This window comes from Pseudomonas zhanjiangensis (genome assembly GCF_041027545.1).
Lineage (GTDB): Bacteria > Pseudomonadota > Gammaproteobacteria > Pseudomonadales > Pseudomonadaceae > Aquipseudomonas > Aquipseudomonas zhanjiangensis.
This window is the reverse complement of record NZ_JBFTEG010000012.1, coordinates 115,164-140,122: the sequence shown is the minus strand read 5'-3', so window position 1 is coordinate 140,122 and position 24,959 is coordinate 115,164. Positions and strand designations below refer to the sequence as shown.

Annotated in this window: 36 protein-coding genes; 35 read left to right on the top strand and 1 reads right to left on the bottom strand. The window is 60.6% G+C overall.

Annotated features, from left to right (window positions below; genetic code table 11):
- The 31 genes from AB5S05_RS15760 to katG form a co-directional block, all read left to right on the top strand.
- On the top strand, nt 1–431 hold a 431-nt coding region (locus AB5S05_RS15760), incomplete at its 5' end, for an EF-Tu C-terminal domain-related protein (RefSeq protein ID WP_369288456.1).
- A 141-nt stretch (nt 432–572) separates the two neighbouring features.
- The gene (gene rpsJ / locus AB5S05_RS15755) at nt 573–884 is read left to right on the top strand and encodes a 30S ribosomal protein S10 (protein ID WP_013789756.1); all 312 of its coding nucleotides are present in this window, start codon (nt 573–575) and stop codon (nt 882–884) included.
- Between the two features lie 82 nt (nt 885–966).
- Nucleotides 967–1,602 (top strand): 50S ribosomal protein L3, encoded by a 636-nt coding sequence (gene rplC, locus AB5S05_RS15750; protein WP_369288455.1) that lies wholly within the window; start codon nt 967–969, stop codon nt 1,600–1,602.
- 12 nt (nt 1,603–1,614) lie between these two features.
- Entirely contained in the window at nt 1,615–2,217 is a 603-nt protein-coding gene (gene rplD, locus AB5S05_RS15745) for a 50S ribosomal protein L4 (protein ID WP_369288454.1), read from the top strand.
- A complete protein-coding gene (rplW, locus tag AB5S05_RS15740; protein WP_369288453.1) occupies nt 2,214–2,513 on the top strand; it encodes a 50S ribosomal protein L23 in 300 nt (99 codons plus the stop codon). The genes rplD and rplW overlap by 4 nt, the downstream gene beginning before the upstream one ends.
- A 14-nt stretch (nt 2,514–2,527) precedes the next feature.
- Nucleotides 2,528–3,352, top strand: a complete 825-nt coding sequence (gene rplB, locus AB5S05_RS15735; RefSeq protein WP_369288452.1) for a 50S ribosomal protein L2 — start codon at nt 2,528–2,530, stop codon at nt 3,350–3,352.
- Between the two features lie 16 nt (nt 3,353–3,368).
- Nucleotides 3,369–3,644: a 30S ribosomal protein S19 gene (gene rpsS / locus AB5S05_RS15730; RefSeq protein WP_090444963.1), complete on the top strand. Its 276-nt coding sequence runs from the start codon at nt 3,369–3,371 to the stop codon at nt 3,642–3,644.
- A gap of 11 nt (nt 3,645–3,655) precedes the next feature.
- On the top strand, nt 3,656–3,988 hold the full coding sequence (gene rplV, locus AB5S05_RS15725; RefSeq protein ID WP_369288451.1) for a 50S ribosomal protein L22: 333 nt from the start codon (nt 3,656–3,658) through the stop codon (nt 3,986–3,988).
- 13 nt (nt 3,989–4,001) lie between these two features.
- The gene (gene rpsC / locus AB5S05_RS15720; RefSeq protein WP_262184403.1) at nt 4,002–4,688 is read left to right on the top strand and encodes a 30S ribosomal protein S3; all 687 of its coding nucleotides are present in this window, start codon (nt 4,002–4,004) and stop codon (nt 4,686–4,688) included.
- Between the two features lie 12 nt (nt 4,689–4,700).
- Nucleotides 4,701–5,114, top strand: a complete 414-nt coding sequence (gene rplP / locus AB5S05_RS15715) for a 50S ribosomal protein L16 (RefSeq protein WP_042552939.1) — start codon at nt 4,701–4,703, stop codon at nt 5,112–5,114.
- Nucleotides 5,114–5,305, top strand: coding sequence for a 50S ribosomal protein L29 (rpmC, locus tag AB5S05_RS15710; RefSeq protein WP_002555481.1), 192 nt, complete (start codon nt 5,114–5,116; stop codon nt 5,303–5,305). The genes rplP and rpmC overlap by 1 nt, the downstream gene beginning before the upstream one ends.
- A gap of 2 nt (nt 5,306–5,307) precedes the next feature.
- Nucleotides 5,308–5,574: a 30S ribosomal protein S17 gene (gene rpsQ, locus AB5S05_RS15705; protein ID WP_255837035.1), complete on the top strand. Its 267-nt coding sequence runs from the start codon at nt 5,308–5,310 to the stop codon at nt 5,572–5,574.
- A 23-nt stretch (nt 5,575–5,597) separates the two neighbouring features.
- Nucleotides 5,598–5,966: a 50S ribosomal protein L14 gene (rplN, locus tag AB5S05_RS15700; RefSeq protein ID WP_003243907.1), complete on the top strand. Its 369-nt coding sequence runs from the start codon at nt 5,598–5,600 to the stop codon at nt 5,964–5,966.
- Between the two features lie 11 nt (nt 5,967–5,977).
- Nucleotides 5,978–6,292, top strand: a complete 315-nt coding sequence (gene rplX, locus AB5S05_RS15695; RefSeq protein WP_009397501.1) for a 50S ribosomal protein L24 — start codon at nt 5,978–5,980, stop codon at nt 6,290–6,292.
- Between the two features lie 20 nt (nt 6,293–6,312).
- Nucleotides 6,313–6,852: a 50S ribosomal protein L5 gene (gene rplE / locus AB5S05_RS15690; protein WP_369288450.1), complete on the top strand. Its 540-nt coding sequence runs from the start codon at nt 6,313–6,315 to the stop codon at nt 6,850–6,852.
- 13 nt (nt 6,853–6,865) lie between these two features.
- Entirely contained in the window at nt 6,866–7,171 is a 306-nt protein-coding gene (gene rpsN / locus AB5S05_RS15685; RefSeq protein ID WP_369288449.1) for a 30S ribosomal protein S14, read from the top strand.
- A gap of 182 nt (nt 7,172–7,353) precedes the next feature.
- On the top strand, nt 7,354–7,746 hold the full coding sequence (gene rpsH, locus AB5S05_RS15680; RefSeq protein ID WP_069519903.1) for a 30S ribosomal protein S8: 393 nt from the start codon (nt 7,354–7,356) through the stop codon (nt 7,744–7,746).
- 12 nt (nt 7,747–7,758) lie between these two features.
- The gene (rplF, locus tag AB5S05_RS15675) at nt 7,759–8,292 is read left to right on the top strand and encodes a 50S ribosomal protein L6 (RefSeq protein WP_369288448.1); all 534 of its coding nucleotides are present in this window, start codon (nt 7,759–7,761) and stop codon (nt 8,290–8,292) included.
- 10 nt (nt 8,293–8,302) lie between these two features.
- Nucleotides 8,303–8,653, top strand: coding sequence for a 50S ribosomal protein L18 (rplR, locus tag AB5S05_RS15670; RefSeq protein WP_369288447.1), 351 nt, complete (start codon nt 8,303–8,305; stop codon nt 8,651–8,653).
- 3 nt (nt 8,654–8,656) lie between these two features.
- Nucleotides 8,657–9,157 carry a 30S ribosomal protein S5 gene (gene rpsE, locus AB5S05_RS15665; RefSeq protein WP_119892025.1) on the top strand — a complete coding sequence of 167 codons (501 nt, stop codon included), beginning with the start codon at nt 8,657–8,659 and terminating at the stop codon, nt 9,155–9,157.
- Nucleotides 9,158–9,159: 2 nt separating this feature from the next.
- Nucleotides 9,160–9,339 (top strand): 50S ribosomal protein L30, encoded by a 180-nt coding sequence (gene rpmD / locus AB5S05_RS15660; RefSeq protein ID WP_090444984.1) that lies wholly within the window; start codon nt 9,160–9,162, stop codon nt 9,337–9,339.
- Nucleotides 9,340–9,342: 3 nt separating this feature from the next.
- Nucleotides 9,343–9,777 carry a 50S ribosomal protein L15 gene (gene rplO / locus AB5S05_RS15655; protein ID WP_369288446.1) on the top strand — a complete coding sequence of 145 codons (435 nt, stop codon included), beginning with the start codon at nt 9,343–9,345 and terminating at the stop codon, nt 9,775–9,777.
- Nucleotides 9,778–11,106 (top strand): preprotein translocase subunit SecY, encoded by a 1,329-nt coding sequence (gene secY / locus AB5S05_RS15650; RefSeq protein WP_369288445.1) that lies wholly within the window; start codon nt 9,778–9,780, stop codon nt 11,104–11,106.
- 28 nt (nt 11,107–11,134) lie between these two features.
- Entirely contained in the window at nt 11,135–11,251 is a 117-nt protein-coding gene (gene rpmJ / locus AB5S05_RS15645; RefSeq protein WP_002555468.1) for a 50S ribosomal protein L36, read from the top strand.
- A gap of 133 nt (nt 11,252–11,384) precedes the next feature.
- Nucleotides 11,385–11,741, top strand: coding sequence for a 30S ribosomal protein S13 (rpsM, locus tag AB5S05_RS15640; RefSeq protein ID WP_369288444.1), 357 nt, complete (start codon nt 11,385–11,387; stop codon nt 11,739–11,741).
- 30 nt (nt 11,742–11,771) lie between these two features.
- Complete coding sequence (gene rpsK / locus AB5S05_RS15635) at nt 11,772–12,161, top strand: 30S ribosomal protein S11 (protein ID WP_013789773.1); 390 nt, start codon at nt 11,772–11,774, stop codon at nt 12,159–12,161.
- 17 nt (nt 12,162–12,178) lie between these two features.
- On the top strand, nt 12,179–12,799 hold the full coding sequence (rpsD, locus tag AB5S05_RS15630; RefSeq protein WP_369288443.1) for a 30S ribosomal protein S4: 621 nt from the start codon (nt 12,179–12,181) through the stop codon (nt 12,797–12,799).
- 21 nt (nt 12,800–12,820) lie between these two features.
- Nucleotides 12,821–13,822: a DNA-directed RNA polymerase subunit alpha gene (locus tag AB5S05_RS15625; protein WP_369288442.1), complete on the top strand. Its 1,002-nt coding sequence runs from the start codon at nt 12,821–12,823 to the stop codon at nt 13,820–13,822.
- Nucleotides 13,823–13,864: 42 nt separating this feature from the next.
- A complete protein-coding gene (gene rplQ, locus AB5S05_RS15620) occupies nt 13,865–14,251 on the top strand; it encodes a 50S ribosomal protein L17 (RefSeq protein WP_042552930.1) in 387 nt (128 codons plus the stop codon).
- A 185-nt stretch (nt 14,252–14,436) separates the two neighbouring features.
- Nucleotides 14,437–15,798: a Na+/H+ antiporter NhaC family protein gene (locus AB5S05_RS15615; RefSeq protein WP_369288441.1), complete on the top strand. Its 1,362-nt coding sequence runs from the start codon at nt 14,437–14,439 to the stop codon at nt 15,796–15,798.
- 178 nt (nt 15,799–15,976) lie between these two features.
- Nucleotides 15,977–18,127 carry a catalase/peroxidase HPI gene (gene katG / locus AB5S05_RS15610; RefSeq protein WP_369288440.1) on the top strand — a complete coding sequence of 717 codons (2,151 nt, stop codon included), beginning with the start codon at nt 15,977–15,979 and terminating at the stop codon, nt 18,125–18,127.
- Between the two features lie 68 nt (nt 18,128–18,195).
- On the opposite strand, the gene uvrA is transcribed toward katG, so the two are convergent.
- Nucleotides 18,196–21,051 (bottom strand): excinuclease ABC subunit UvrA, encoded by a 2,856-nt coding sequence (uvrA, locus tag AB5S05_RS15605; RefSeq protein ID WP_369288439.1) that lies wholly within the window; start codon nt 21,049–21,051, stop codon nt 18,196–18,198.
- 134 nt (nt 21,052–21,185) lie between these two features.
- Between uvrA and AB5S05_RS15600 the strand changes: the two genes are divergently transcribed.
- The 4 genes from AB5S05_RS15600 to AB5S05_RS15585 are packed head-to-tail and all read left to right on the top strand — an operon-like array spanning nt 21,186 to nt 24,913.
- Nucleotides 21,186–22,574 (top strand): MFS transporter, encoded by a 1,389-nt coding sequence (locus tag AB5S05_RS15600; RefSeq protein WP_369288438.1) that lies wholly within the window; start codon nt 21,186–21,188, stop codon nt 22,572–22,574.
- Nucleotides 22,575–22,591: 17 nt separating this feature from the next.
- Complete coding sequence (locus AB5S05_RS15595) at nt 22,592–23,083, top strand: single-stranded DNA-binding protein (protein ID WP_369288437.1); 492 nt, start codon at nt 22,592–22,594, stop codon at nt 23,081–23,083.
- Nucleotides 23,084–23,103: 20 nt separating this feature from the next.
- Nucleotides 23,104–23,988 (top strand): sugar nucleotide-binding protein, encoded by an 885-nt coding sequence (locus AB5S05_RS15590; protein ID WP_369288436.1) that lies wholly within the window; start codon nt 23,104–23,106, stop codon nt 23,986–23,988.
- Nucleotides 23,981–24,913, top strand: a complete 933-nt coding sequence (locus AB5S05_RS15585; protein WP_369288435.1) for an NAD-dependent epimerase/dehydratase family protein — start codon at nt 23,981–23,983, stop codon at nt 24,911–24,913. Before AB5S05_RS15590 ends, AB5S05_RS15585 begins: the two co-directional genes overlap by 8 nt.
- Nucleotides 24,914–24,959: the final 46 nt, after the last annotated feature.

The window sequence follows — 24,959 nt, the reverse complement described above, 5'->3', positions numbered from 1 at the left end:
CCAAGACCATCTGTACTGGTGTTGAGATGTTCCGCAAGCTGCTCGACGAAGGTCGCGCTGGCGAGAACGTTGGTGTGCTGCTGCGTGGCACCAAGCGTGATGACGTCGAGCGTGGTCAGGTTCTGGCTAAGCCGGGCACCATCAAGCCGCACACCAAGTTCGAAGGCGAAGTGTACGTGCTGTCCAAGGAAGAAGGTGGGCGTCACACCCCGTTCTTCAAGGGCTACCGTCCGCAGTTCTACTTCCGTACCACTGACGTGACCGGTAACTGCGAACTGCCAGAAGGCGTTGAGATGGTAATGCCGGGCGACAACATCAAGATGGTTGTCACCCTGATCGCTCCGATCGCCATGGAAGATGGCCTGCGCTTCGCGATTCGCGAAGGCGGCCGTACCGTTGGCGCCGGCGTGGTTGCCAAGATCATCGAGTAATCGATAGATCTACAAGAAGCCCCCGCTTGCGGGGGCTTTTTTATTGGGTTGACACTCGTGGGGGGCGTCTATAGAATTGCGCCTCCTTTTAACGGGCGTATTGTGTCCGTTGGGAATAGCAGCTTGGAATCAGAGGTCAAAATGCAAAACCAACAAATCCGTATTCGGTTGAAGGCTTTTGACCATCGCCTGATCGATCAATCAACCCAGGAAATCGTGGAAACCGCGAAACGTACTGGTGCTCAGGTGCGTGGTCCGATTCCTCTGCCTACCCGCAAAGAGCGGTTCACCGTACTGACTTCTCCGCACGTCAACAAAGACGCTCGGGATCAGTATGAGATCCGTACTCATAAGCGTGTTCTGGACATCGTCCAGCCAACGGATAAAACCGTTGACGCGCTGATGAAGCTCGATCTTGCGGCTGGCGTGGAAGTGCAGATCAGCCTCGGCTAAGACCTTGGGGTTTTAGTCGTGTAACGCTCTGAAATGGGCGGCCATAGCGGGTGAAAGCCCCGTACACTCATGAGGTTACAACATGACTATTGGTGTAGTCGGTCGTAAGTGCGGCATGACCCGCATTTTCACCGAAGAAGGTGTCTCCATTCCGGTTACGGTCATTGAGATCGAGCCGAATCGCGTCACCCAGTTCAAATCCGAAGAGTCCGATGGCTATCGCGCAGTGCAGGTCACTGTCGGTGAGCGTCGTGCTTCTCGAGTCAGCAAGGCTCAGGCCGGTCACTTCGCCAAGGCGAACGTCGCGGCAGGTCGTGGTGTCTGGGAATTCCGTCTTGAAGAGGGCGATTACCAGGCTGGCGATCTGATCAACGCTGAAATTTTCCAAGCTGGTCAGCTGGTGGATGTCACCGGTCAGTCCAAGGGTAAAGGCTTTGCCGGTACCATCAAGCGTTGGAACTTCCGCGGCCAAGACAACACTCACGGTAACTCCGTGTCCCACCGTGTTCCGGGCTCCATTGGCCAGTGCCAGACTCCGGGTCGCGTATTCAAGGGCAAGAAAATGTCCGGTCACATGGGTGCTGAGCGCGTGACTGTGCAGTCCCTGGAAGTAGTGCGCGTCGACGCTGAACGCAACCTGCTGTTGGTCAAGGGTGCCGTTCCTGGCGCTACTGGCGGCAACCTGGTTGTGCGTCCGGCAGCCAAGGCTCGCGGTTAAGGGGAAGCTGACATGCAATTAAATGTAAATGGCGCTCAAGCGATCGAAGTGTCCGAAGCGACTTTCGGCGGCGATTACAACGAGACCCTGGTACACCAAGCAGTTGTGGCCTACATGGCCGGCGGCCGTCAGGGCAGCAAGCAGCAGAAGACCCGCTCCGACGTGTCGGGTGGCGGCAAGCGCCCCTGGCGTCAGAAGGGCACCGGTCGTGCCCGTGCCGGTACCACTCGTGGTCCGATCTGGCGTGGCGGTGGTGTGACCTTTGCGGCCCGTCCGCAGAATCACGAGCAAAAGCTGAACAAGAAGATGTACCGCGCAGCCTTGCGCTCGATTCTTGCCGAGCTGGTGCGCAGTGATCGTCTGGTCGTGGTTCAGGACTTCTCCGTAGAAGCGCCGAAAACCAAAGAGCTGTTGGGCAAGCTGAATGGCATGGGTCTGAACGACGTTCTGATCGTGTCCGACGCTGTTGACGAGAATCTGTACCTGGCTGCACGTAACCTGCCGCATGTCGACGTTCGTGACGTGCAGGGTTCCGATCCGGTCAGTCTGATCGCGTACGAAAAGGTGCTGGTCACCGTTTCTGCCGTGAAGAAATTCGAGGAGCTGCTGGGATGAACCAGGAACGCGTATTTAAAGTGCTGCTGGGCCCGCACGTCTCCGAGAAGGCCACGGTTCTGGCTGACAAGAAAAGCCAATTCGTTTTCAAGGTTGCAACCGATGCAACCAAGCTGGAAATCAAGAAGGCCGTCGAAAGCCTGTTCAACGTGAAGGTCGAGCATGTGACTACCCAGAACGTTCTGGGTAAGAGCAAGCGCACCGCTCGCGGTCTGGGCAAGCGTAACGACTGGAAGAAGGCGGTTATCTCCCTTCAGCCGGGCCAAGATCTCGATTTCGCCAGCAGTGCTGAGTAAGGAAGGGGTGCATCATGGCAATCGTTAAATGCAAACCGACTTCCGCTGGCCGCCGTTTTGTGGTCAAGGTGGTCAATCAGGAGCTGCACAAAGGCGCTCCTTACGCTCCGCTGCTCGAGAAGAAGTCGAAGTCCGGCGGTCGTAACAACAATGGTCGTATCACCACCCGTCATATCGGTGGTGGCCACAAGCAGCACTATCGTCTGGTCGATTTTCGCCGCAACGACAAAGATGGCATTCCTGCCACTGTCGAGCGCATCGAATACGATCCGAACCGTACTGCTCACATCGCTCTGCTGAAGTACGCAGACGGCGAGCGTCGCTACATCATCGCCCCCAAGGGCGTGAGCGCTGGCGATCAGCTGGTGGCCGGTATCATGGCGCCGATCAAGGCCGGTAACAGCCTGCAGCTGCGTAACATTCCGGTTGGTTCGACCGTTCACGGTATCGAGCTCAAGCCGGGTAAGGGTGCTCAGATCGCTCGCTCCGCTGGCGCTTCGGCTCAGCTGATCGCTCGTGAAGGCGTCTACGTGACCCTGCGTCTGCGTTCCGGTGAAATGCGTAAAGTCCTGGCCGAGTGCCGTGCGACCCTGGGCGAAGTCTCGAACTCCGAGCACAGCCTGCGTTCGCTGGGTAAGGCCGGTGCCAAGCGCTGGCGTGGCGTTCGCCCGACCGTTCGTGGTGTTGCCATGAACCCGGTCGACCACCCACACGGTGGTGGTGAAGGTCGTACCTCTGGTGGTCGTCATCCGGTGTCTCCATGGGGCTTCCCGACTAAGGGCGCGAAGACTCGTGGTAACAAGCGCACCGATAACATGATCGTCCGTCGTCGCAAGTAAATAGAGGGATACGACAGTGCCACGTTCTCTGAAAAAAGGTCCTTTTATTGATCTTCACCTACTGAAGAAGATCGAAGTGGCGGTGGAGAAGAACGATCGCAAGCCGGTGAAAACCTGGTCGCGCCGTTCGATGATCCTGCCGCAGATGGTCGGTCTGACCATCGCTGTACATAACGGTCGTCAACATGTCCCGGTTCTGGTGAACGAAGACATGGTCGGCCACAAACTCGGCGAGTTTGCTGCTACCCGCACCTATCGTGGGCACGTGGCAGACAAGAAAGCCAAGCGTTAAGGGGTAAGGAAATGGAAGTAGCCGCTAAGTTGTCGGGCGCTCGAATCTCCGCCCAGAAAGCCCGCTTGGTCGCCGACCAGATCCGCGGGAAGAAGGTGGGCGAGGCGCTCAACGTTCTGGCTTTCAGCAGTAAGAAAGCCGCCGAGATCATGAAGAAAGTGCTGGAGTCGGCCGTTGCCAACGCCGAGCATAACGAAGGCGCAGACGTAGATGACCTGAAGGTCAGCACCGTTTTCGTCAACGAAGGGCGTTCGCTGAAGCGAATCATGCCGCGTGCCAAGGGCCGCGCTGATCGCATCGTCAAGCGGTCTTGCCATATCACTGTCAAGGTTGCGGACAAGTAACGGAGTCGATCAGATGGGTCAGAAAGTACATCCCATTGGCATTCGCCTGGGAATCGTCAAGGATCACACCTCTGTCTGGTATGCAGACGGTCGGACTTATGCGGACTATTTGTTCGCTGATCTGAAGGTGCGTGAGTATCTCCAAGACAAATTAAAAAGCGCGTCCGTTAGCCGTATCGACATCGCTCGTCCGGCTCAAACCGCACGCATCACCATCCACACCGCCCGTCCCGGTATCGTGATCGGCAAAAAAGGTGAAGATGTTGAGAAGCTGCGTCAGGACCTGACCAAGCAAATGGGTGTGCCGGTGCACATCAATATCGAAGAGATCCGCAAGCCGGAGCTCGACGGTATGCTGGTTGCGCAGAGCGTAGCTCAGCAGCTGGAGCGTCGTGTGATGTTCCGTCGCGCCATGAAGCGCGCTGTACAGAACGCCATGCGCATTGGTGCCAAGGGCATCAAAATCCAAGTGAGCGGTCGTCTGGGCGGTGCAGAGATTGCCCGTACCGAATGGTATCGCGAAGGTCGTGTGCCGCTGCACACCCTGCGTGCCGATATCGACTATGCCACGTACGAAGCGCACACCACCTACGGTGTGATCGGTGTCAAGGTTTGGATCTTCAAAGGCGAAGTGATCGGTGGTCGCCATGAAGAGCTGAAGCCGCAAGCACCTGCGCCTCGTAAAAAAGCTGCTAAATAAGGGGTACGCCAAATGTTGCAACCAAAGCGTACGAAGTTCCGCAAGCAGATGACCGGCCACAACCGTGGCCTGGCTCAGCGCGGTAGCAAGGTCAGCTTCGGCGAATTCGCGCTGAAGTCTGTCGCCCGCGGTCGTCTCACCGCCCGCCAGATCGAGTCCGCTCGTCGTGCTCTGACTCGTCACGTTAAGCGTGGCGGGAAGATCTGGATTCGCGTATTCCCGGACAAGCCGGTTACCAAGAAGCCTCTCGAAGTGCGGATGGGTAAAGGGAAGGGTAGCGTGGAGTATTGGGTAGCCCAGATTCAGCCAGGCAAGGTCCTGTACGAAATCGAAGGCGTTTCCGAAGAGTTGGCGCGTGAGGCATTCGCCCTGGCTGCTGCAAAGCTGCCGCTCGCCACCACCTTTGTTAAGCGGACGGTGATGTGATGAAAGCGAATGAACTTCGTGAAAAATCAGCACAGCAGTTGAACGAGCAGTTGCTCGGCCTGCTGCGCGACCAGTTCAATCTGCGCATGCAGAAGGCAACTGGCCAGTTGGGGCAGTCTCACCTGCTCTCGCAAGTTAAGCGCGACATCGCTCGTGTGAAAACTGTGCTCAACCAGCAGGCAGGTAAGTGATCATGGCTGAAGCCGAAAAAACAGTCCGTACGCTGACCGGCCGTGTTGTCAGCGACAAGATGGACAAGACCATCACCGTATTGATCGAGCGTCGCGTCAAGCACCCGATCTACGGCAAATATGTCAAGCGTTCGACCAAGCTGCACGCGCACGACGAAAGCAATCAGTGCCACATCGGCGACAAGGTTTCCATTCGCGAAACCCGTCCGATGGCCAAGACCAAGTCTTGGGCACTGGTTGAAGTTCTCGAACGCGCAGTGGAAGTCTAAGGGCTAAGGGTCGGAGAAATTATATGATTCAGACTCAATCCATGCTCGATGTGGCCGACAACAGTGGTGCGCGTCGCGTAATGTGCATCAAGGTGCTGGGTGGCTCGCATCGCCGCTACGCTGGCATCGGTGACATCATCAAGGTGACCGTCAAGGAAGCAATTCCGCGCGGTAAGGTGAAGAAAGGCCAGGTGATGACTGCAGTCGTAGTCCGCACCCGTCACGGCGTTCGCCGTGCCGACGGTTCGATCATTCGCTTTGACGGCAACGCTGCTGTTCTGCTGAACAACAAGCAAGAGCCGATCGGCACCCGTATCTTTGGGCCCGTGACCCGTGAGCTTCGTTCCGAGAAGTTCATGAAGATCGTCTCGCTCGCCCCTGAAGTGCTGTAAGGAGATCCGACATGCAAAAGATTCGTCGTGACGACGAGATCATCGTGATCGCCGGCAAAGACAAAGGTAAGCGTGGCAAGGTGCTCAAGGTTCTCGCTGACGACCGTCTGGTCGTTGGCGGGATCAACCTGGTCAAGCGCCACACCAAGCCGAACCCGATGTCGGGCGTTCAAGGCGGTATCGTCGAGAAAGAAGCGCCGCTGCACGCTTCCAACGTTGCCATTTTCAACGGTGAAACCAACAAGGCTGACCGCGTTGGTTTCAAGGTTGAGGACGGTAAAAAAATTCGTGTCTTCAAGTCGACCCAAAAAGCGGTTGATGCTTGAACACTGCTAGGTAGAAGACCATGGCACGACTGAAAGAGATTTATCGGAATGAAATCGCGCCGAAGCTGAAGGAAGACCTGAAGCTTGCGAACGTGATGGAAGTTCCGCGCATCACCAAGATCACCCTGAACATGGGCCTGGGCGAAGCGATCGGTGACAAGAAAGTCATCGAGAACGCTGTTGCCGACCTGGAAAAGATCACCGGTCAGAAAGTCGTCGTGACTCATGCCCGTAAGTCGATTGCAGGCTTCAAGCTCCGTGAAGGTTGGCCGATTGGCGTCAAGGTAACCCTGCGTCGTGAGCGCATGTACGAGTTCCTGGATCGTCTGCTGTCCATCTCCCTGCCGCGCGTGCGTGACTTCCGCGGCCTGAATGCCAAGTCCTTCGATGGTCGTGGCAACTACAGCATGGGCGTGAAGGAGCAGATCATCTTCCCGGAGATCGATTACGACAAGATCGATGCCCTGCGCGGTCTGGATATTACCCTGACCACCACTGCTCGGACGGATGATGAAGGTCGCGCGTTGCTGCGTGCTTTCAACTTCCCGTTCCGCAACTGACTGGAGTTGGATCATGGCTAAAATGAGCATGAAGAACCGCGAGCTGAAGCGTCAGCAGACGGTAGCTAAGTACGCCAAGAAGCGTGCTGAGCTGAAGGCCACCATCGCCAATCCGAACAGCAGTCCGGAAGCGCGCTGGGAGGCTCAGGTCGCTCTGCAGAAGCAGCCGCGTGACGCGAGCGCCTCGCGCCTGCGCAACCGCTGCCGCGTAACCGGTCGTCCGCACGGCGTTTATCGCAAGTTCGGGCTGTCCCGTATCAAGCTGCGTGAAGCGGCGATGCGTGGTGATGTGCCGGGTCTGGTCAAGGCCAGCTGGTAACAAACGAAGCCGGCCTAGTGCCGGCTTTGTCTTTATGTGAATCAGGCCCCATTGGGGCTTGATTCATTTTTGAGCAGTCTCTAGAATGTTCGGCTCGCCTGAGCCTGGGGTTTGTTTTCCCCCGGTTTGTAGGTGGCTGTAGCCGCAAGGCTAATTCTTTTTGTATCAGGAGCGTCTAGCCCATGAGTATGCAGGACCCGTTAGCGGACATGCTAACTCGTATCCGTAATGCCCAGATGGCTGAAAAGTCCGTCGTAAGCATGCCGTCTTCCACGTTGAAGGTGGCTGTAGCCAAAGTTTTGAAAGACGAAGGTTATATTGCGGGTTATCAGATCAGCGGCGAAGTCAAGCCGCAGCTGTCCATCGAGCTGAAGTACTTCGAAGGCCGTCCGGTTATCGAAGAAGTGAAGCGCGTGAGCCGTCCCGGCCTTCGCCAGTACAAATCCGTCGATGATCTGCCGAAAGTTCGTGGCGGTCTCGGTGTTTCCATCGTCTCCACCAACAAGGGTGTGATGACGGACCGCGCTGCGCGCGCTGCCGGTGTCGGCGGCGAAGTGCTTTGCACAGTGTTCTAAGGGGGGATAAGCATGTCTCGCGTTGCTAAGAACCCCGTTACGCTGCCCGCTGGTGTAGAGATCAAGCTCGCCGGTCAGCAGCTTTCGGTGAAGGGTGCCAAGGGTACTCTTGAACTGAATGTTCACTCGTCCGTTGAAGTCGTCCAGGAAGCTGGTGAGCTGCGTTTTGCCGCTCGCAATGGCGACCAGCAGACTCGCGCCATGGCCGGCACCACTCGTGCGCTGGTAAACAACATGGTGATCGGCGTCAGCGCTGGCTTTGAGCGCAAGCTTCAGCTGGTAGGTGTCGGTTACAAGGCGCAAGCCAAAGGTCAGGTCCTTTCTCTGGCGCTCGGCTTCTCCCACCCGATCGAATACGCACTGCCGGAAGGCGTCGTTGCCGAAACCCCTAACCAGACCGAAATCCTGATCAAGGGTGTCGATAAACAACTGGTGGGCCAGGTTGCTGCGGAGATTCGTGACTTCCGTCGTCCTGAGCCTTATAAGGGCAAAGGTGTTCGTTACGCTGACGAAGTCGTCCGCCGTAAAGAAGCCAAGAAGAAGTAGGGCATAGCAAATGACCGACAAAAAAGTTACTCGACTGCGTCGCGCTCGCAAAGCACGCCTGAAAATGCACGAACTCGAAGTCGTGCGTCTGTGCGTGTATCGCTCTTCGCAGCACATCTACGCCCAGGTCATTTCGGCCGACGGCGGCAAGGTTCTGGCCAGCGCCTCGACCTTGGACAAAGCACTGCGTGATGGCGCCACTGGCAACGTCGACGCAGCCAAGAAAGTTGGTGAGCTGGTTGCCGAGCGTGCGAAAGCCGCCGGTGTGACTCAGGTCGCATTCGACCGTTCCGGCTTCAAGTACCACGGCCGCGTCAAGGCGCTGGCTGATGCTGCTCGTGAAGGCGGGCTGGAGTTCTAAGTTATGGCAAATAACGACCAAAAGCGCGACGAAGGTTATATCGAGAAGCTGGTACAGGTTAACCGCGTAGCCAAAACCGTTAAGGGTGGCCGTATCTTCACTTTCACCGCGCTGACCGTGGTGGGTGATGGTAAGGGTCGCGTCGGTTTCGGCCGTGGCAAATCCCGTGAAGTGCCGGCCGCCATCCAGAAGGCGATGGAAGCTGCTCGTCGCAACATGATCCAGGTTGATCTGAACGGCACCACGCTGCAATACGCGATGAAGTCTGGTCATGGCGCCTCCAAGGTGTTCATGCAGCCGGCTTCGGAAGGTACCGGCATCATCGCTGGCGGCGCTATGCGCGCCGTGCTGGAAGTGGCGGGTGTGCAGAACGTTCTGGCCAAGTGCTACGGCTCGACTAACCCGGTGAACGTGGTTCATGCCACTTTCAAAGGTCTGAAGGCTATGCAGTCTCCAGAGTCCGTCGCAGCCAAGCGTGGCAAGAGCGTCGAGGAGATTCTCTAACCATGGCTAATACCGTTAAAGTCACGCTGATCAAGAGCGTGAGTGGCCGTCTGGCCAATCACAAAGCTTGCGTCAAGGGCCTGGGCCTGCGCCGCATTAATCACACCGTTGAGGTTCTGGATACCCCGGAAAATCGCGGCATGATTAACAAGGCTTATTACCTGCTGCGCGTGGAGGGTTAATCCATGTACCTGAACGATTTGAGTCCTGCGCCGGGTTCCCGTCGCGAGAAGCACCGTCCGGGCCGTGGTATCGGTAGCGGTTTGGGTAAGACCGGTGGCCGTGGCCACAAGGGTCAGACCTCCCGTTCCGGTGGCACCATTGCTCCGGGTTTCGAAGGCGGCCAGCAGCCCCTGCACCGTCGTCTGCCCAAGTTCGGCTTCGTGTCCCTGAAGGCTATGGATCGCGCCGAAGTGCGTACCTCCGAGCTGAACAAGGTCGATGGCGACGTAATCACCCTGCAAGCGCTGAAGGATGCCAACCTGGTTAACCAACATGTACGGCGTGTGAAAGTCATGCTGTCCGGTGAGGTTACTCGTGCTGTCACCCTTAAAGGTATCGCTGCCACCAAAGGTGCGCGTGCGGCTATCGAAGCAGCTGGCGGTAAGTTCGAGGAATAAATGGCTAAGCAAGGTGCTCTCTCAGCGCTCAGCAACGGCGGGTTATCCGAGCTCTGGGCTCGACTGCGTTTTCTGTTCATGGCGATTATCGTCTACCGAATCGGCGCACACATCCCAGTTCCCGGGATAAACCCTGACCGGCTGGCGGACCTGTTCCGACAGAATGAGGGGACCATTCTTAGCTTGTTCAACATGTTTTCCGGCGGTGCGCTGGAGCGGATGAGCATCTTTGCATTGGGGATCATGCCGTACATCTCGGCGTCGATCATCATGCAGCTGATGTCCGCTGTTAGTCCGCAGCTGGAGCAGTTGAAGAAGGAAGGTGAGGCTGGTCGTCGTAAGATCAGCCAATACACCCGCTACGGCACTCTCGTCCTGGCGTTCGTTCAGGCCATCGGCATGTCCGTTGGTCTGGCCAGTCAGGGCGTAGCGTTTTCGGTCGATTTCGGCTTCCACTTCGTTGCGGTCACCACCTTCGTGGCGGGCGCGATCTTCATGATGTGGCTGGGCGAGCAGATCACCGAGCGCGGTGTTGGCAACGGTATCTCGATGCTGATATTTGCGGGCATCGTGGCCGGTCTGCCGTCGGCGGTCGGGCAGTCTTTCGAGTCTGCTCGGCAGGGCGATATCAATATTTTCGCTCTGATCGCCATCGGTTTGCTGGCAGTAGCGATCATCGGTTTCGTGGTGTTCATTGAGCGTGGTCAGCGTCGCATCGCGGTGCACTATGCCAAGCGTCAGCAGGGCCGCAAGGTCTTTGCTGCGCAGACCAGCCACTTGCCGTTGAAGGTGAACATGGCGGGGGTTATCCCGGCTATTTTCGCCAGCAGCCTTCTGTTGTTCCCGGCCTCGCTGGGTTCCTGGTTCGGTCAGTCCGAAGGTATGGGCTGGCTGCAGGATATTTCGCAGGCTATCGCTCCTGGTCAGCCGTTGAACATTTTGCTGTTTAGTGCAGGGATCGTGTTCTTCTGCTTCTTCTATACAGCGTTGATGTTCAACCCGAAAGACGTAGCGGAAAACCTGAAGAAGTCCGGTGCCTTTATTCCGGGTATCCGTCCGGGCGAGCAGTCCGCGCGCTATATCGATGGCGTGTTGACTCGTTTGACCATGTTCGGTGCTCTGTACATGACGGCCGTATGCTTGTTGCCCCAGTTTCTGGTGGTGGCGGCCAACGTACCGTTCTACCTTGGCGGGACCTCGTTGCTGATCGTGGTGGTGGTTGTGATGGACTTCATGTCGCAAGTACAATCGCACCTCGTTTCGCACCAGTACGAATCCCTGATGAAGAAAGCCAACCTGAAGGGCTACGGCAGCGGCATGATGCGCTGAAGTGTCCATAAGGTTCGAGGAGTTGGTGATGAAAGTTCGTGCATCGGTGAAAAAGCTGTGCCGCAACTGCAAGATTATCCGTCGCGAAGGTGTTGTACGGGTGATTTGCAGCGCGGAACCGCGTCACAAGCAGCGCCAAGGCTGAGTGTGATTGAAGCTTGATAAGCCCGGCAGCTAGTGCGCTGCCGGGTTGATTATTTGTTTCTACAGCGTTAATATCTCGCGCCCTATTTCTTGGCTTCCGGGGCGTAGGTAGCTGTCAATTGGAGTTCCACTGAATGGCCCGTATTGCAGGCGTAAACATTCCGGATAACAAGCACACTGTTATCTCGCTGACCTACATCTATGGTGTCGGTCGCACCACCGCCCAGAAAATCTGTGCGGCAGCCGGCGTCAACCCGGCGGCAAAAATCAAGGATCTCTCTGACGAGCAGGTCGAGCAGCTGCGTGGTGAAGTCGCCAAGGTGAATACCGAAGGTGATCTGCGCCGTGAAGTGAACATGAAAATCAAACGCTTGATGGACCTGGGTTGCTACCGCGGCCTGCGTCATCGCCGTGGCCTTCCGGTCCGCGGTCAGCGTACCAAGACCAACGCGCGCACCCGTAAGGGCCCGCGTAAGCCGATCCGCAAGTAATTGCGCCCGCGTATCGACAGGAATTAAGTCATGGCTAAGCCTGCTGCTCGTACTCGTAAGAAAGTCAAAAAGACAGTGGTGGATGGGATCGCCCATATCCACGCGTCTTTCAACAACACCATCGTGACCATTACTGACCGTCAGGGTAATGCCCTGTCCTGGGCTACCTCGGGTGGTTCGGGTTTCCGCGGCTCGCGTAAGAGCACCCCGTTCGCTGCCCAGGTGGCCGCTGAGCGTGCTGGTCAAGCTGCGCTGGAATACGGCCTGAAGAACCTCGACGTGAACGTCAAGGGTCCCGGTCCGGGTCGTGAGTCCGCTGTCCGTGCATTGAACGGCTGCGGTTACAAGATCGCCAGCATCACCGATGTGACGCCCATCCCGCATAACGGGTGCCGTCCTTCGAAGAAGCGTCGCGTGTAATCAGGAGACAGTGAGAAATGGCTCGTTACATTGGTCCCAAATGCAAACTGTCTCGTCGTGAAGGCACTGATCTGTTCCTGAAGAGCGGCGTTCGCGCTCTGGAGTCGAAGTGCAACATCGAAGCAGCCCCAGGTATTCACGGCCAGCGCCGTGGCCGTCAGTCCGACTACGGTACCCAGCTGCGCGAGAAACAAAAAGTTCGTCGTATCTACGGCGTGCTTGAACGTCAGTTCAGCGGTTATTACAAGCAAGCTGCCAGCCAGAAGGGCGCCACCGGCGAAAACCTGCTGCAGCTGCTGGAGTGCCGTCTGGATAACGTGGTTTACCGTATGGGCTACGGCGCTACCCGTGCCGAGTCCCGTCAGCTGGTTTCGCACAAAGCGATCAGCGTCAACGGTCAGACCGTAAACGTTCCGTCCTACCAGGTTAAAGCTGGTGACGTGGTTGCTGTTCGCGAGAAATCGAAGAACCAGCTGCGCATCGCTCAAGCGCTGGAGCTGTGTGCCCAGCGTGGCCGCGTTGAATGGGTAGAAGTAGACGCTGAGAAGAAGTCCGGTGTGTTTAAGAGCGTTCCGGTTCGCAGCGATCTGTCCGCCGACATCAACGAAAGCCTGATTGTCGAGCTCTACTCCAAGTAAGGGCTAGAAATAGGTGTATCCATGCAGATTTCGGTAAATGAGTTCCTGACCCCCCGCCACATCGATGTGCAGGTGGTTAGTCCGACCCGCGCCAAGATCACGCTCGAGCCTCTCGAGCGCGGTTTCGGCCACACCCTGGGCAACGCGTTGCGCCGCATCCTGTTGTCCTCCATGCCTGGCTGTGCAGTAGTCGAGGCCGAGATTGATGGCGTGCTCCACGAGTACAGTGCCATCGAAGGTGTTCAGGAAGACGTAATTGAAATCCTGCTCAACCTGAAAGGTCTGGCTGTCAAGCTGCACGGTCGTGACGAAGTGACACTGACTCTGGCGAAGAAGGGCTCGGGTGTAGTAACCGCTGCCGATATTCAGCTGGATCATGATGTCGAGATCGTCAATGGCGATCACGTAATTGCCAACCTGGCCGCCAATGGCGCGCTGAACATGAAGCTCACCGTAGCTCGTGGTCGCGGCTATGAGCCGGCCGACGCTCGCCAGAGCGACGAAGACGAGAGCCGCAGCATTGGTCGCTTGCAGCTCGACGCTTCGTTCAGCCCTGTGCGTCGCGTGGCTTACGTGGTGGAAAACGCTCGCGTCGAGCAGCGTACCAACCTGGACAAGCTGGTCATCGATCTGGAAACCAACGGTACCCTGGATCCTGAAGAGGCCATCCGTCGTGCCGCTACCATCCTGCAGCAGCAGTTGGCAGCGTTCGTCGACCTCAAGGGTGACAGTGAGCCGGTGGTGGTCGAGCAGGAAGACGAGATCGATCCGATCCTGCTGCGTCCGGTCGACGACCTGGAATTGACCGTGCGTTCGGCAAACTGCCTTAAGGCAGAAAACATTTACTACATCGGTGACCTGATTCAGCGCACCGAAGTAGAACTGTTGAAAACGCCGAACCTGGGCAAGAAATCCCTGACCGAGATCAAGGATGTTCTGGCTTCTCGCGGTCTGTCCCTCGGTATGCGCCTCGACAATTGGCCGCCGGCAAGTCTGAAGAAAGACGATAAGGCGACTGCCTGATCGTCATCATCACCGAACGTGAGTTTGGTAAGGAATTGAACCATGCGTCATCGTAAAAGTGGCCGTCACCTCAGCCGCACCAGCGCACACCGCAAGGCCATGTTCCAGAACATGGCGGTATCGTTGTTCGAGCATGAGCTGATCAAAACTACTCTGCCGAAAGCCAAAGAGCTGCGCCGCGTTGCCGAGCCGCTGATCACTCTGGCTAAGGAAGACAGCGTTGCTAACCGCCGCCTGGCCTTCGACCGTACTCGTTCGAAAGCCATCGTCGGCAAGCTGTTCAACGACCTGGGCAAGCGCTACGCCACCCGTCAGGGCGGCTACCTGCGTATCCTCAAGTGCGGTTTCCGCGCTGGCGACAATGCTCCGATGGCTTATGTTGAGCTGGTCGACCGTCCGGTCGGCGGCGCAGTAGAAGCTGCCGAGTAAGTTGTAGGTTGTAGAAAAAACCGGGCCTTGGCCCGGTTTTTTTGTCTTTGTAGCGAATAATATTCCGCACGTCGCGTTTGATATTGTGTGCATGGCGAGGCTCGGGTAAGGTTTCCCCCGTCTCTGATCCCGCCGTTCTTCGGCCCCTACAAGAACAATTGCACATCATGTCTGAACCTAACGCTGTGAGTTTGATCCCCCCTGTTGTCGTACTGATTCTGGCCGTCTGGTTGCGCCGGCCGATCCTGGCCCTGGTGCTTGGCGCCGTCTCCGGTCTGCTGCTGTTGTCCCCAGGCGCCGCCCTCGGCAGTTTTGCCGAGATATCGCTGAAGGTGATGCAGGACGAAACCATTGGCTGGCTGATTCTGGTCTGTGGCAGCTTCGGCGCGCTGATCGCGCTGCTGGTACGTACCGGCGGGGCGCTGGCCTTCGGCCGCGCTGCACTCAAGCTGGCCAAGGGGCGCCGTTCCTCGCTGTTGATGACCTGCGTGCTGGGTCTGGTGATTTTCGTCGATGACTACCTCAATGCGCTGACCGTCGGCGAAACCATGAAGCGGGTCACCGATCGCTTCAAGGTTTCCCGCGAGATGCTGGCCTACGTCGTCGACTCCACCGCTGCGCCTGTCTGCGTACTGGTTCCCTTGTCGACCTGGGCGGTATTCTTCGGTGGCCTGCTGGAGAACAACGGTATTGCCGAGGCCGGCCAGGGCATTGGCGTCTACATGCAGGCCATTCCGTACATGTTCTATGCCTGGATCTCGGTGCTGCTGGTGGTACTGGTGGCCGCGGGCCTGGTCCCTGCGATCGGACCGATGCGCAAGGCCGAGATGCTCGCACGCCACGGTTCGGCTGGCGCCATGCTGGTCGGTGAGCTGAATCCCGAACATAACTTCGCGATGAAGTCGATCGAGGAGGAGTTCGAGAGCGCCGACAAGGACGGTGGCATGCTGCACAACTTCCTGGTGCCACTGTTGGCGCTGGTTGGCTTCACCCTGTACTTCGACATCGATGTCTGGATGGGCATGCTCGCCACCCTGATGCTGGTCGTACCCTTCTATCTGGTGCAGGGCCTGATGCCCCTGGGCGAGATGCTCGAGCAGATGATGGATGGCTTCAAGACCATGCTCCCAGCCATCGGTACCGTGATCGCCGCGTTCATTTTCAAGGACGTCTGCGACCAGTTGCTGCTGCCGCAGTACGTCGTCGATTCGCTCACGCCCTACATGACCGCCGACCTGCTGCCGGCCCTGGTGTTCGTCGCCATGGCCGTGCTGGCCTTCGCCACGGGGTCTTCCTGGGGCATCTTTGCCGTGACTATCCCGATCGTGATGCCTCTGGCTTATTCGCTGGAGGCCAATATCCCGCTGGTGATAGGGGCACTGCTGTCGGCTTCTGCGTTTGGCAGTCAAGCTTGCTTCTACAGCGACTCCACTGTGCTGGCGGCTCAGGGTTCGGGCTGCAATTTGATGAGTCATGCGCTGACCCAGTTGCCCTATGCCCTGATGGCGGCAGGTTTGGCGTTTGTCGGTTTTCTACTCGTCGCCTGAACTGGGCGAGCAAGAAAAACGGGCCCAGGCGGCCCGTTTTTCGTTTCTGAGCTGAAAGAAAATAGCTATCGAGCAGTTGCGCTTCATAAATTGGTTCGCCAGCCAAAGCGGGTCTAGGCTTGTTTCATCGTCGGCCGCAGTCGATGGGTCCGACCCGATGAGGAGATAGGAGAGAATAATGGCGAACCAAGGTAAATGCCCCTTCAACCACGTGGCAGGCGGCGGCACGACCAACAAGGATTGGTGGCCGAACCAGTTGCGTGTGGACCTGCTGAATCAGCATTCTGAAAAGTCCAATCCGCTGGGCGAGACGTTCAACTACGCCGAAGAATTCAAGAAACTCGACTACCAGGCGCTCAAGGCGGATCTGACCAAGATGATGACCGACAGCCAGGACTGGTGGCCGGCCGACTTCGGTCATTACGGTCCGCAGATCATTCGTATGGCCTGGCACGCCGCCGGCACCTATCGCATCACCGACGGTCGCGGTGGCGGCGGTCGCGGCCAGCAGCGTTTCGCCCCGCTGAACTCCTGGCCGGACAACGTCAATATCGACAAGACCCGCCGTCTGCTCTGGCCGATCAAGCAGAAATACGGCCAGCAGATTTCCTGGGCCGATCTGCTGATCCTCGCCGGCAATGTGGCGCTCGAGTCCATGGGCTTTCGCACCTTCGGTTTCGGTGCGGGGCGCGAAGATGTCTGGGAGCCGGACCTGGACGTCAACTGGGGGGCGGAGACCGCCTGGCTCGGCGTCGATCCGGAGCGGGTCAGCGACGACCGCGAGCTGAGTGCGCCGTTCGGCGCGACCCATATGGGCCTGATCTATGTGAATCCTGAGGGGCCCAACGCCAGCGGCGACTATATGCTTGCGGCCAAGGACATCCGCGAGACCTTCAGCCGCATGGCCATGGATGACGAGGAAACCGTCGCCCTGATCGCCGGTGGTCATACCTTTGGCAAGTGCCACGGCGCGGCGCCCGAGTCGCACAAGGGGCCGGAACCCGAAGCGGCGCCGATGGAGGCCCAGGGCCTGGGCTGGATGAGCGACTACGGCTCTGGTCACGGCAAGGACACCATCTCCAGCGGCATCGAGGTCACCTGGACTCAGACCCCGAATCAGTGGAGCTATAACTTCTTTGAAAACCTGTTCAAGTATGAGTGGGAGCTGACCCAGTCGCCTGCCGGCGCCAAGCAGTGGGTGGCCAAGGATGCGCCGGAGAACATTCCGGATGCCCATGTGCCGGGCAAGTTCCACAAGCCGACCATGCTCACCACCGACCTGAGCCTGCGTTTCGACCCGGCGTTCGGCAAGATCTCCAAGCGCTTCCGTGACGACCCGGACGCTTTCGCCGACGCCTTCGCGCGCGCCTGGTACAAGCTGATCCACCGCGACTTGGGCCCCAAGGCCCGTTACCTCGGCCCGGAAGTGCCGCAAGAGGATTTGATCTGGCAGGACCCGTTGCCGGCCGCCACGCACGATCCGAGTGCGGCCGATATCGCCGACCTCAAGTCCAAGATTGCCGACTGTGGCCTGTCGGTTGGCGATCTGGTCTCGGTGGCCTGGGCCTCGGCCTCGACCTTCCGTGGCGGCGACAAGCGCGGCGGCGCCAACGGTGCGCGCCTGGCTTTGGCGCCGCAGAAGGACTGGGCGGTCAATCGGCGCGCGATCCAGGCCCTGCCCAAGCTGGTGGCGATTCAGCAGGCGTCCGGCAAGGCTTCGTTGGCCGACGTGATAGTGCTGGCGGGCAATGTCGGTGTGGAGCAGGCTGCCAAGGCCGCCGGCGTGAATATCGAGGTGCCTTTCGCGCCGGGTCGTGTCGATGCCCGCCAGGATCAGACCGACATCGAGTCGTTCGAGCCGCTCGAACCCTTCGCCGACGGTTTCCGCAACTACAGCAGGGGCAAGCTCGGTGTGCCGACCGAATCCATGCTGATCGACAAGGCGCAACTGCTGACCCTGAGCGCGCCGGAGATGACTGCACTGGTCGGCGGCTTGCGCGTGCTGAGCGCCAATCACGACGGCAGTCAGCATGGCGTGTTCACCGACAGGGCAGGGGTGCTGAGCAACGACTTCTTCGTCAACCTGCTGGACATGGACACCGAGTGGCAGGCGCTGGATGCCGAGGCGGAGACCTTCGAGGGCAAGGACCGCCAGAGCGGCAAGGTGAAATACACCGGGACTCGCAACGACCTGGTGTTCGGCTCCAATTCGGTGCTGCGCGCCTACGCGGAGGTCTACGCCAGCGCCGATGGCCAGGAGAAGCTGGTCAAGGACTTTGTCGCCGCCTGGACCAAGGTGATGAACCTGGATCGCTTCGATCTGGCATGAGCTGAAAGCGGCGCCGAAAGGCGCAGAAGAAGAGCGAAGAAGCCCCGCCCGTGCGGGGCTTCTTCGTATCAGGCGCGGTCGCGCTCCAGCAGCGGCTTGAGGAAGTGCCCGGTATGCGACTGCGCCATCTCGGCGACCTCTTCCGGAGTGCCGCAGGCGATGATCTGCCCGCCCCGGGAGCCGCCTTCCGGGCCCAGATCCACCAGCCAGTCGGCGGTCTTGATCACGTCCAGGTTGTGCTCGATCACCACCACGGTGTTGCCGTGGTCGCGCAGCCGATGCAGCACATCGAGCAGCTGCTGGATGTCGGCGAAGTGCAGGCCGGTGGTCGGCTCGTCCAGGATGTACAGGGTCTTGCCGGTGTCGCGCTTGCTCAGCTCGCGGCTCAGCTTGACCCGCTGCGCCTCACCGCCGGACAGGGTGGTCGCGCTCTGGCCGAGCTTGATGTAAGACAGGCCGACGTCCATCAGGGTCTGCAGCTTGCGCGCCAGCGCCGGCACCGCATCGAAGAACTGGCGCGCCTCCTCGATGGTCATCTCCAGCACTTCGGTGATGTTCTTGCCCTTGTACTTCACTTCCAGGGTTTCGCGGTTGTAGCGCTTGCTCTTGCACACGTCGCAGGGCACGTAGATGTCCGGCAGGAAGTGCATTTCCACCTTGATCAGGCCGTCGCCCTGGCAGGCCTCGCAGCGCCCGCCCTTGACGTTGAAGCTGAAGCGTCCCGGGCCGTAGCCGCGCGAGCGCGACTCGGGTACGCCGGCGAACAGCTCGCGAATCGGGGTGAACAGCCCGGTGTAGGTCGCCGGATTCGAGCGCGGGGTGCGGCCGATCGGGCTCTGGTCGATGTCGACCACCTTGTCCAGGTGCTGCAGGCCGTCGATGCTGTCGTGGGCGGCGGCCTCCAGGGTGGTCGCGCCATTCAGCGCAGTGGCGCTGAGGGGGAACAGGGTGTTGTTGATCAGGGTCGACTTGCCCGAGCCGGACACGCCGGTGACGCAGGTGAGCAGGCCGATCGGGAGATCCAGGTCGACATTGCGCAGGTTGTTGCCGCGGGCGCCCTTGATCTTCAGCGAACGCTTGGAGTCGCGCGGGGTGCGCTGGCGCGGCACGGCGATCTTGACCCGCCCGGACAGGTACTTGCCGGTCAGCGAGTCGGGATGGGCCATGACCTCGGCGGCGCTGCCCTCGGCGACGATCCGGCCGCCGTGCACGCCGGCGCCGGGGCCGATGTCGACCACGTAGTCGGCCATGCGGATGGCATCCTCGTCGTGCTCGACCACGATCACCGTGTTGCCGATGTCGCGCAGGTGGCGCAGGGTGCCGAGCAGGCGCTCGTTGTCGCGCTGGTGCAGGCCGATCGAAGGCTCGTCGAGGATGTACATGACTCCGACCAGGCCCGCGCCGATCTGGCTGGCCAGGCGGATGCGCTGGGCCTCGCCGCCGGACAGGGTGTCGGCGCTGCGGTCCAGGGTCAGGTAGTCGAGGCCGACGTTGACCAGGAACTGCAAGCGCTCGCGGATTTCCTTGAGGATCTTCTCGGCGATCTCGCCGCGCCGGCCGGTCAGGGCCAGGTCGGCGAAGTAGTCGGCGGCGTCGCCGATCGGCAGGCCGGTGACCGCCGGCAGGGTCTTCTCGCCGACCCAGACATGCCGTGCCTCGCGGCGCAGGCGGGTGCCGCGGCAGTCGGGGCAGTGCTGGGTGCTGAGGAACTTGGCCAGCTCCTCGCGCACGCTGGCCGACTCGGTCTCGCGGTAGCGGCGCTCCAGGTTCGGCACTATGCCCTCGAAGGGATGGGCGCGCTTGACGATGTCGCCGCGGTCGTTGAGGTAGCGGAAGTCGACGTTCTGCGTGCCGCTGCCGAACAGGATCGCCTTCTGCTCGGGAGCGCCCAGCTCGTCGAAGGGCACTTCCAGGCTGAAACCGTAATGCGCGGCCAGCGAGCCGAGCATCTGGAAATAGTAGACGTTGCGCCTGTCCCAGCCGCGGATCGCGCCTTCGGCCAGGGTCAGTTCGCCGTTGATCAGGCGCTTGCTGTCGAAGAACTGCTTGACCCCCAGGCCGTCGCAGGTCGGACAGGCGCCGGCCGGGTTGTTGAAGGAGAACAGTTTGGGTTCCAGTTCGCTGATCGAATGGCCGCACATCGGGCAGGCGAAGCGCGCGGAGAAGATGATCTCCTCGCCGACCTCGCCCTGCTCTTTGTCGCCGTCGGCGGGCAGGGGGGCGATCAGGGCCAGGCCGTCGGCCAGCTTGAGCGCGGTCTCGAAGGATTCGGCCAGGCGCTGCTGCAGGTCGTCGCGGACCTTGAAGCGATCCACCACCGCATCGATGCTGTGCTTCTTCTGTTTGTCCAGCTTGGGCAGCTCGTCCAACTCATAGAGCTTGCCGTCGACCCGCACGCGGACGAAGCCCTGGGCGCGCAGCTCGTCGAAGATCGCCAGGTGCTCGCCCTTGCGTTCGCGGATCACCGGCGCCAGCAGCATCAGCTTGCTGCCCTCCGGCAGCGCCAGCACCTGATCGACCATCTGGCTGACGGTCTGCGCCTCCAGCGGCAGGTCGTGGTCGGGGCAGCGCGGAATGCCGGCGCGGGCATAGAGCAGGCGCAGGTAGTCGTAGATCTCGGTGATGGTGCCGACGGTCGAGCGCGGGTTGTGCGAGGTGGACTTCTGCTCGATGGAGATGGCCGGCGACAGTCCCTCGATGGTGTCGACGTCGGGCTTCTCCATCATCGACAGGAACTGCCGGGCATAGGCCGACAGCGACTCGACGTAGCGGCGCTGGCCCTCGGCATAGAGGGTGTCGAATGCCAGCGAGGACTTGCCGGAGCCGGACAGCCCGGTGATTACGATCAGCTTGTCGCGCGGCAGGGTCAGGTCGATGTTTTTCAGGTTATGGGTACGTGCCCCACGGATCAGAATCTTGTCCACAAACAGCGGCCTCGCATGGCGGGCGGAAAACCAGCGAGTATACGGCGCCGTGGCACGGCGCGGCAAAGCGTCGCGACTGTGCCGCACCGAGCGGGGCTGCTAGAATCGGCGCCTATTTTTACAGGGCATTTTTCATGCACGATCCTTACAGCGAGCGCATGAGCGGTGGCGAAGCCCGTGCGGCGGGCGGGCTGGCGCTGGTGTTCGCGTTCCGCATGCTGGGTATGTTCATGGTCCTGCCGGTACTGGCGACCTACGGCATGGACCTGCAGGGCAGCACGCCGGCCCTGATCGGTCTGGCCATCGGCGCCTATGGCCTGACCCAAGCGTTTCTGCAGATTCCCTTCGGCATCCTCTCCGACCGTATCGGCCGGCGACCGGTGATCTACTTCGGTCTGTTGGTGTTCGCCGCCGGCAGTGTGCTGGCGGCCAACGCCGACTCGATCTGGGGGGTGATCGCAGGGCGCGTGCTGCAGGGCGCCGGGGCGATCTCCGCGGCGGTGATGGCGCTGCTGTCCGACCTGACCCGCGAGCAGCATCGGACCAAGGCCATGGCCATGATCGGCATGAGTATCGGCCTGTCGTTCGCCGTGGCCATGGTGGTCGGTCCGCTGCTGACTCGCGCCTTCGGCCTGTCTGGCCTGTTCTGGGCCACCGCGGCCATGGCTCTGCTCGGCATCCTGGTCGTCGCGCTGCTGGTGCCGCGCGCCGCCGGGCCCCTGCGGCACCGCGAGTCGGGGGTGAGCCGGCAGGCGCTGTGGCCGACCCTGAAGCATGCCGACCTGCTGCGCCTGGACTTCGGCATTCTGGCCCTGCACGCGATCCTCATGGCCAGTTTCGTGGCCTTGCCGCTGGCGCTGGTGGAGCGCGGCGGCCTGCCCAAGGAAGAGCACTGGTGGGTGTACCTGACCGCGCTGCTGATTGGTTTCTTCGGCATGGTGCCGTTCATCATCTACGGCGAGAAGCAGCGGCGCATGCGGCACATGCTGCTCGGCGCCGTGGCGGTGCTGCTGCTCTGCGAGCTGTATTTCTGGGTCTTCGGCGACAGCCTGCGCGCCTTGGTGCTGGGCACCGTGGTGTTCTTCACCGCCTTCAACCTGCTGGAGGCGTCGCTGCCCTCGCTGATCAGCAAGGTGGCGCCGGCCGGCGGCAAGGGCACGGCCATGGGCGTCTACTCCACCAGCCAGTTCCTCGGTGCGGCCCTGGGCGGCATTCTCGGCGGCTGGCTGTATCAGCACTACAGCTTGTCGGGGGTGTTCCTCGGATGCGCGGCCCTGGCCCTGCTTTGGCTGGGCTTTGCTGTTACTATGCGCGAACCGCCTTATGTCACCAGCCTGCGCTTGCCGCTATCAGCCGCGGCATTGCAAGAAGCAGGGCTGGCCGAGCGTTTACAGGCAGTGCCCGGAGTGGCGGATGCCGTGGTGGTGGCCGATGAGGCCGTCATCTATATCAAAGTGGACACCCAACAATTGGATCGCACGTCCCTGGAGCGCCTGATCGAACCGGCGCCGGCGACGTGCTGAAAGCCTAGGAGAACGTTATGGCCCGTGGGGTTAACAAAGTCATTCTGGTCGGCACCTGCGGACAGGACCCGGAAACCCGCTACCTGCCCAGCGGCAACGCGGTGACCAACCTGAGCCTGGCCACCAGCGAGCAGTGGACCGACAAGCAGACCGGACAGAAGGTCGAGAAGACCGAATGGCACCGCGTGTCGCTGTTCGGCAAGGTTGCCGAGATCGCCGGCGAATACCTGCGCAAGGGCTCGCAGGTCTACATCGAGGGCAAGCTGCAGACCCGCGAGTGGGAAAAGGACGGCATCAAGCGTTACACCACCGAGGTCATCGTCGACATGCAGGGCACCATGCAGCTGCTTGGCGGTCGTCCCGACAACGCCGGTGGTGAGCGAGCGCCGCGCCCTGCGCCACAGCGCGCCCCGCAGCAGGCTCCCCAGCAGGCCGCCCGCCCGGCGCCGCAGCCGCAGGCCCAGCCGGCCGCGGATTACGACAGCTTCGACGACGATATCCCGTTCTGATCCTCGGTTAGCCTTCAAGCATGCGTATGCGCCTAATGCTGCTGGGTGGCGGCAATGCCCTCGGGCAAGCGCTGATCCGTCTCGGTGCCGAGGAAGACATCGGCTTCCTCGCGCCGCGTCCGCCCCAAGCCGGCTGGGATGCCGCCAGCCTGACCCAGTTGCTGGACGACACCCGCCCCGATGCCCTGATCAACCTCGCCTACTACTTCGACTGGTTCCAGGCCGAGGAAGTCAGTGAGGCGCGTCTGGCAGTTCAGGAACATTCGGTCGGGCGTCTCGCCGAACTCTGTCAGCATCATGAGATTCGTCTGCTGCAACCGTCCAGCTATCGAGTGTTCGATGGTGGCCGAGCGACCGCCTATAGCGAGAAAGACGATCCCGCTCCCCTGGATAGCCGTGGTCAGTCCCTCTGGCGCGCCGAGCAGAGCGTGCGGGCGACCTGTCCCCGGCATGTGTTGCTGCGTTTCGGCTGGCTCCTGGACGAGAGTCCGGAGGGGCGCCTGGGGCGCTTCCTGGCACGCGCCGAGCACGAGCAAACCCTGAGTCTGGCCGATGACCGGCGCGGCAATCCGACCCCGGTCGACGATGCTGCGCGGGTCATCCTGGCGGTCCTCAAGCAGCTCGACTGCCAGGCGCCGCTCTGGGGTACCTACCACTACGGTGGCCATGAGGCGACCACCTCGCTGGCCCTGGGCCAGGCGATTCTCAGCGAGGCCCGTCAGCTGCGCGCAGACTTGGCCGAGGAAGTGGTGGCCCAGGCCCATGCCGCCCGCCCGGATGCCGGGCACGAGCCGCAGCACGCGGTGCTCGCCTGCAAGAAAATCCTCCACACCTTCGGCATCAAGCCCCGCGCCTGGCGCGCCGGGCTGCCGAGTCTACTGGATCGATACTATCGCCATGTCTGAAGCCCCCATCCTGGTGACCGGCGGTGCCGGCTTCATCGGCTCGCACCTGGTCGATGCTCTTTTGGCCCAGGGTCGCTCCGTGCGGGTGCTGGACAACCTGTCGATGGGCAAGCGCGCCAATCTGGCATTGGACAATCCGAGCCTGCAATTGGTCGAGGGCGATGTCGCCGACGCCGCCCTGGTGGCCGAGGCGCTGGCGGGCTGCCAGGCCGTCGCTCATCTGGCGGCGGTCGCCTCGGTGCAGGCCTCGGTGGACGATCCGGTGGGCACCCACCAGAGCAATTTCATCGGCACCCTGAACGTCTGCGAGGCCATGCGCCAGCAGGGCGTCAGGCGCGTGCTGTTCGCCTCCAGTGCGGCGGTCTACGGCAACAATGGCGAAGGCCAGGCGATCGACGAAAATACCCCCAAGGCGCCGCTGACGCCCTACGCCGCGGACAAGCTGGCCAGCGAGCACTACCTGGATTTCTACCGGCGCCAGCACGGCCTGGAACCGGCGATCTTCCGCTTCTTCAATGTATTCGGGCCGCGCCAGGACCCATCCTCGCCGTATTCCGGGGTGATCAGCATCTTCACCCAGCGCGCCCAGCAGGGCCTGCCGATCAGTGTGTTCGGCGATGGCCAGCAGACCCGCGACTTCTTCTATATCGCCGACCTGGTCGAGGTGCTCTTGCAGGCACTGCTGGCGCCCGGGGTGGTGGAGGGGGCGGTGAACGTCGGCTGGAACCAGGCGGTCAGCCTCAACCAGCTGCTGGCCGAGATCGGCAACCTGTTCGGCGGCCTGCCGCCGGTCAGCCACCAGACGCCGCGCCCAGGCGATATCCGCCACTCGCGGGCCGACAACCAGCGCCTGCAGGCGTGCTATCGGCTGCCGGCGCCAACGCCGTTGCGCGACGGCTTGCGCCAGCTGCTGGGGCTCGCCTGAACGGGCCGCGAGAAACGAAAAAAGCCGGCGTTGATGCCGGCTTTTT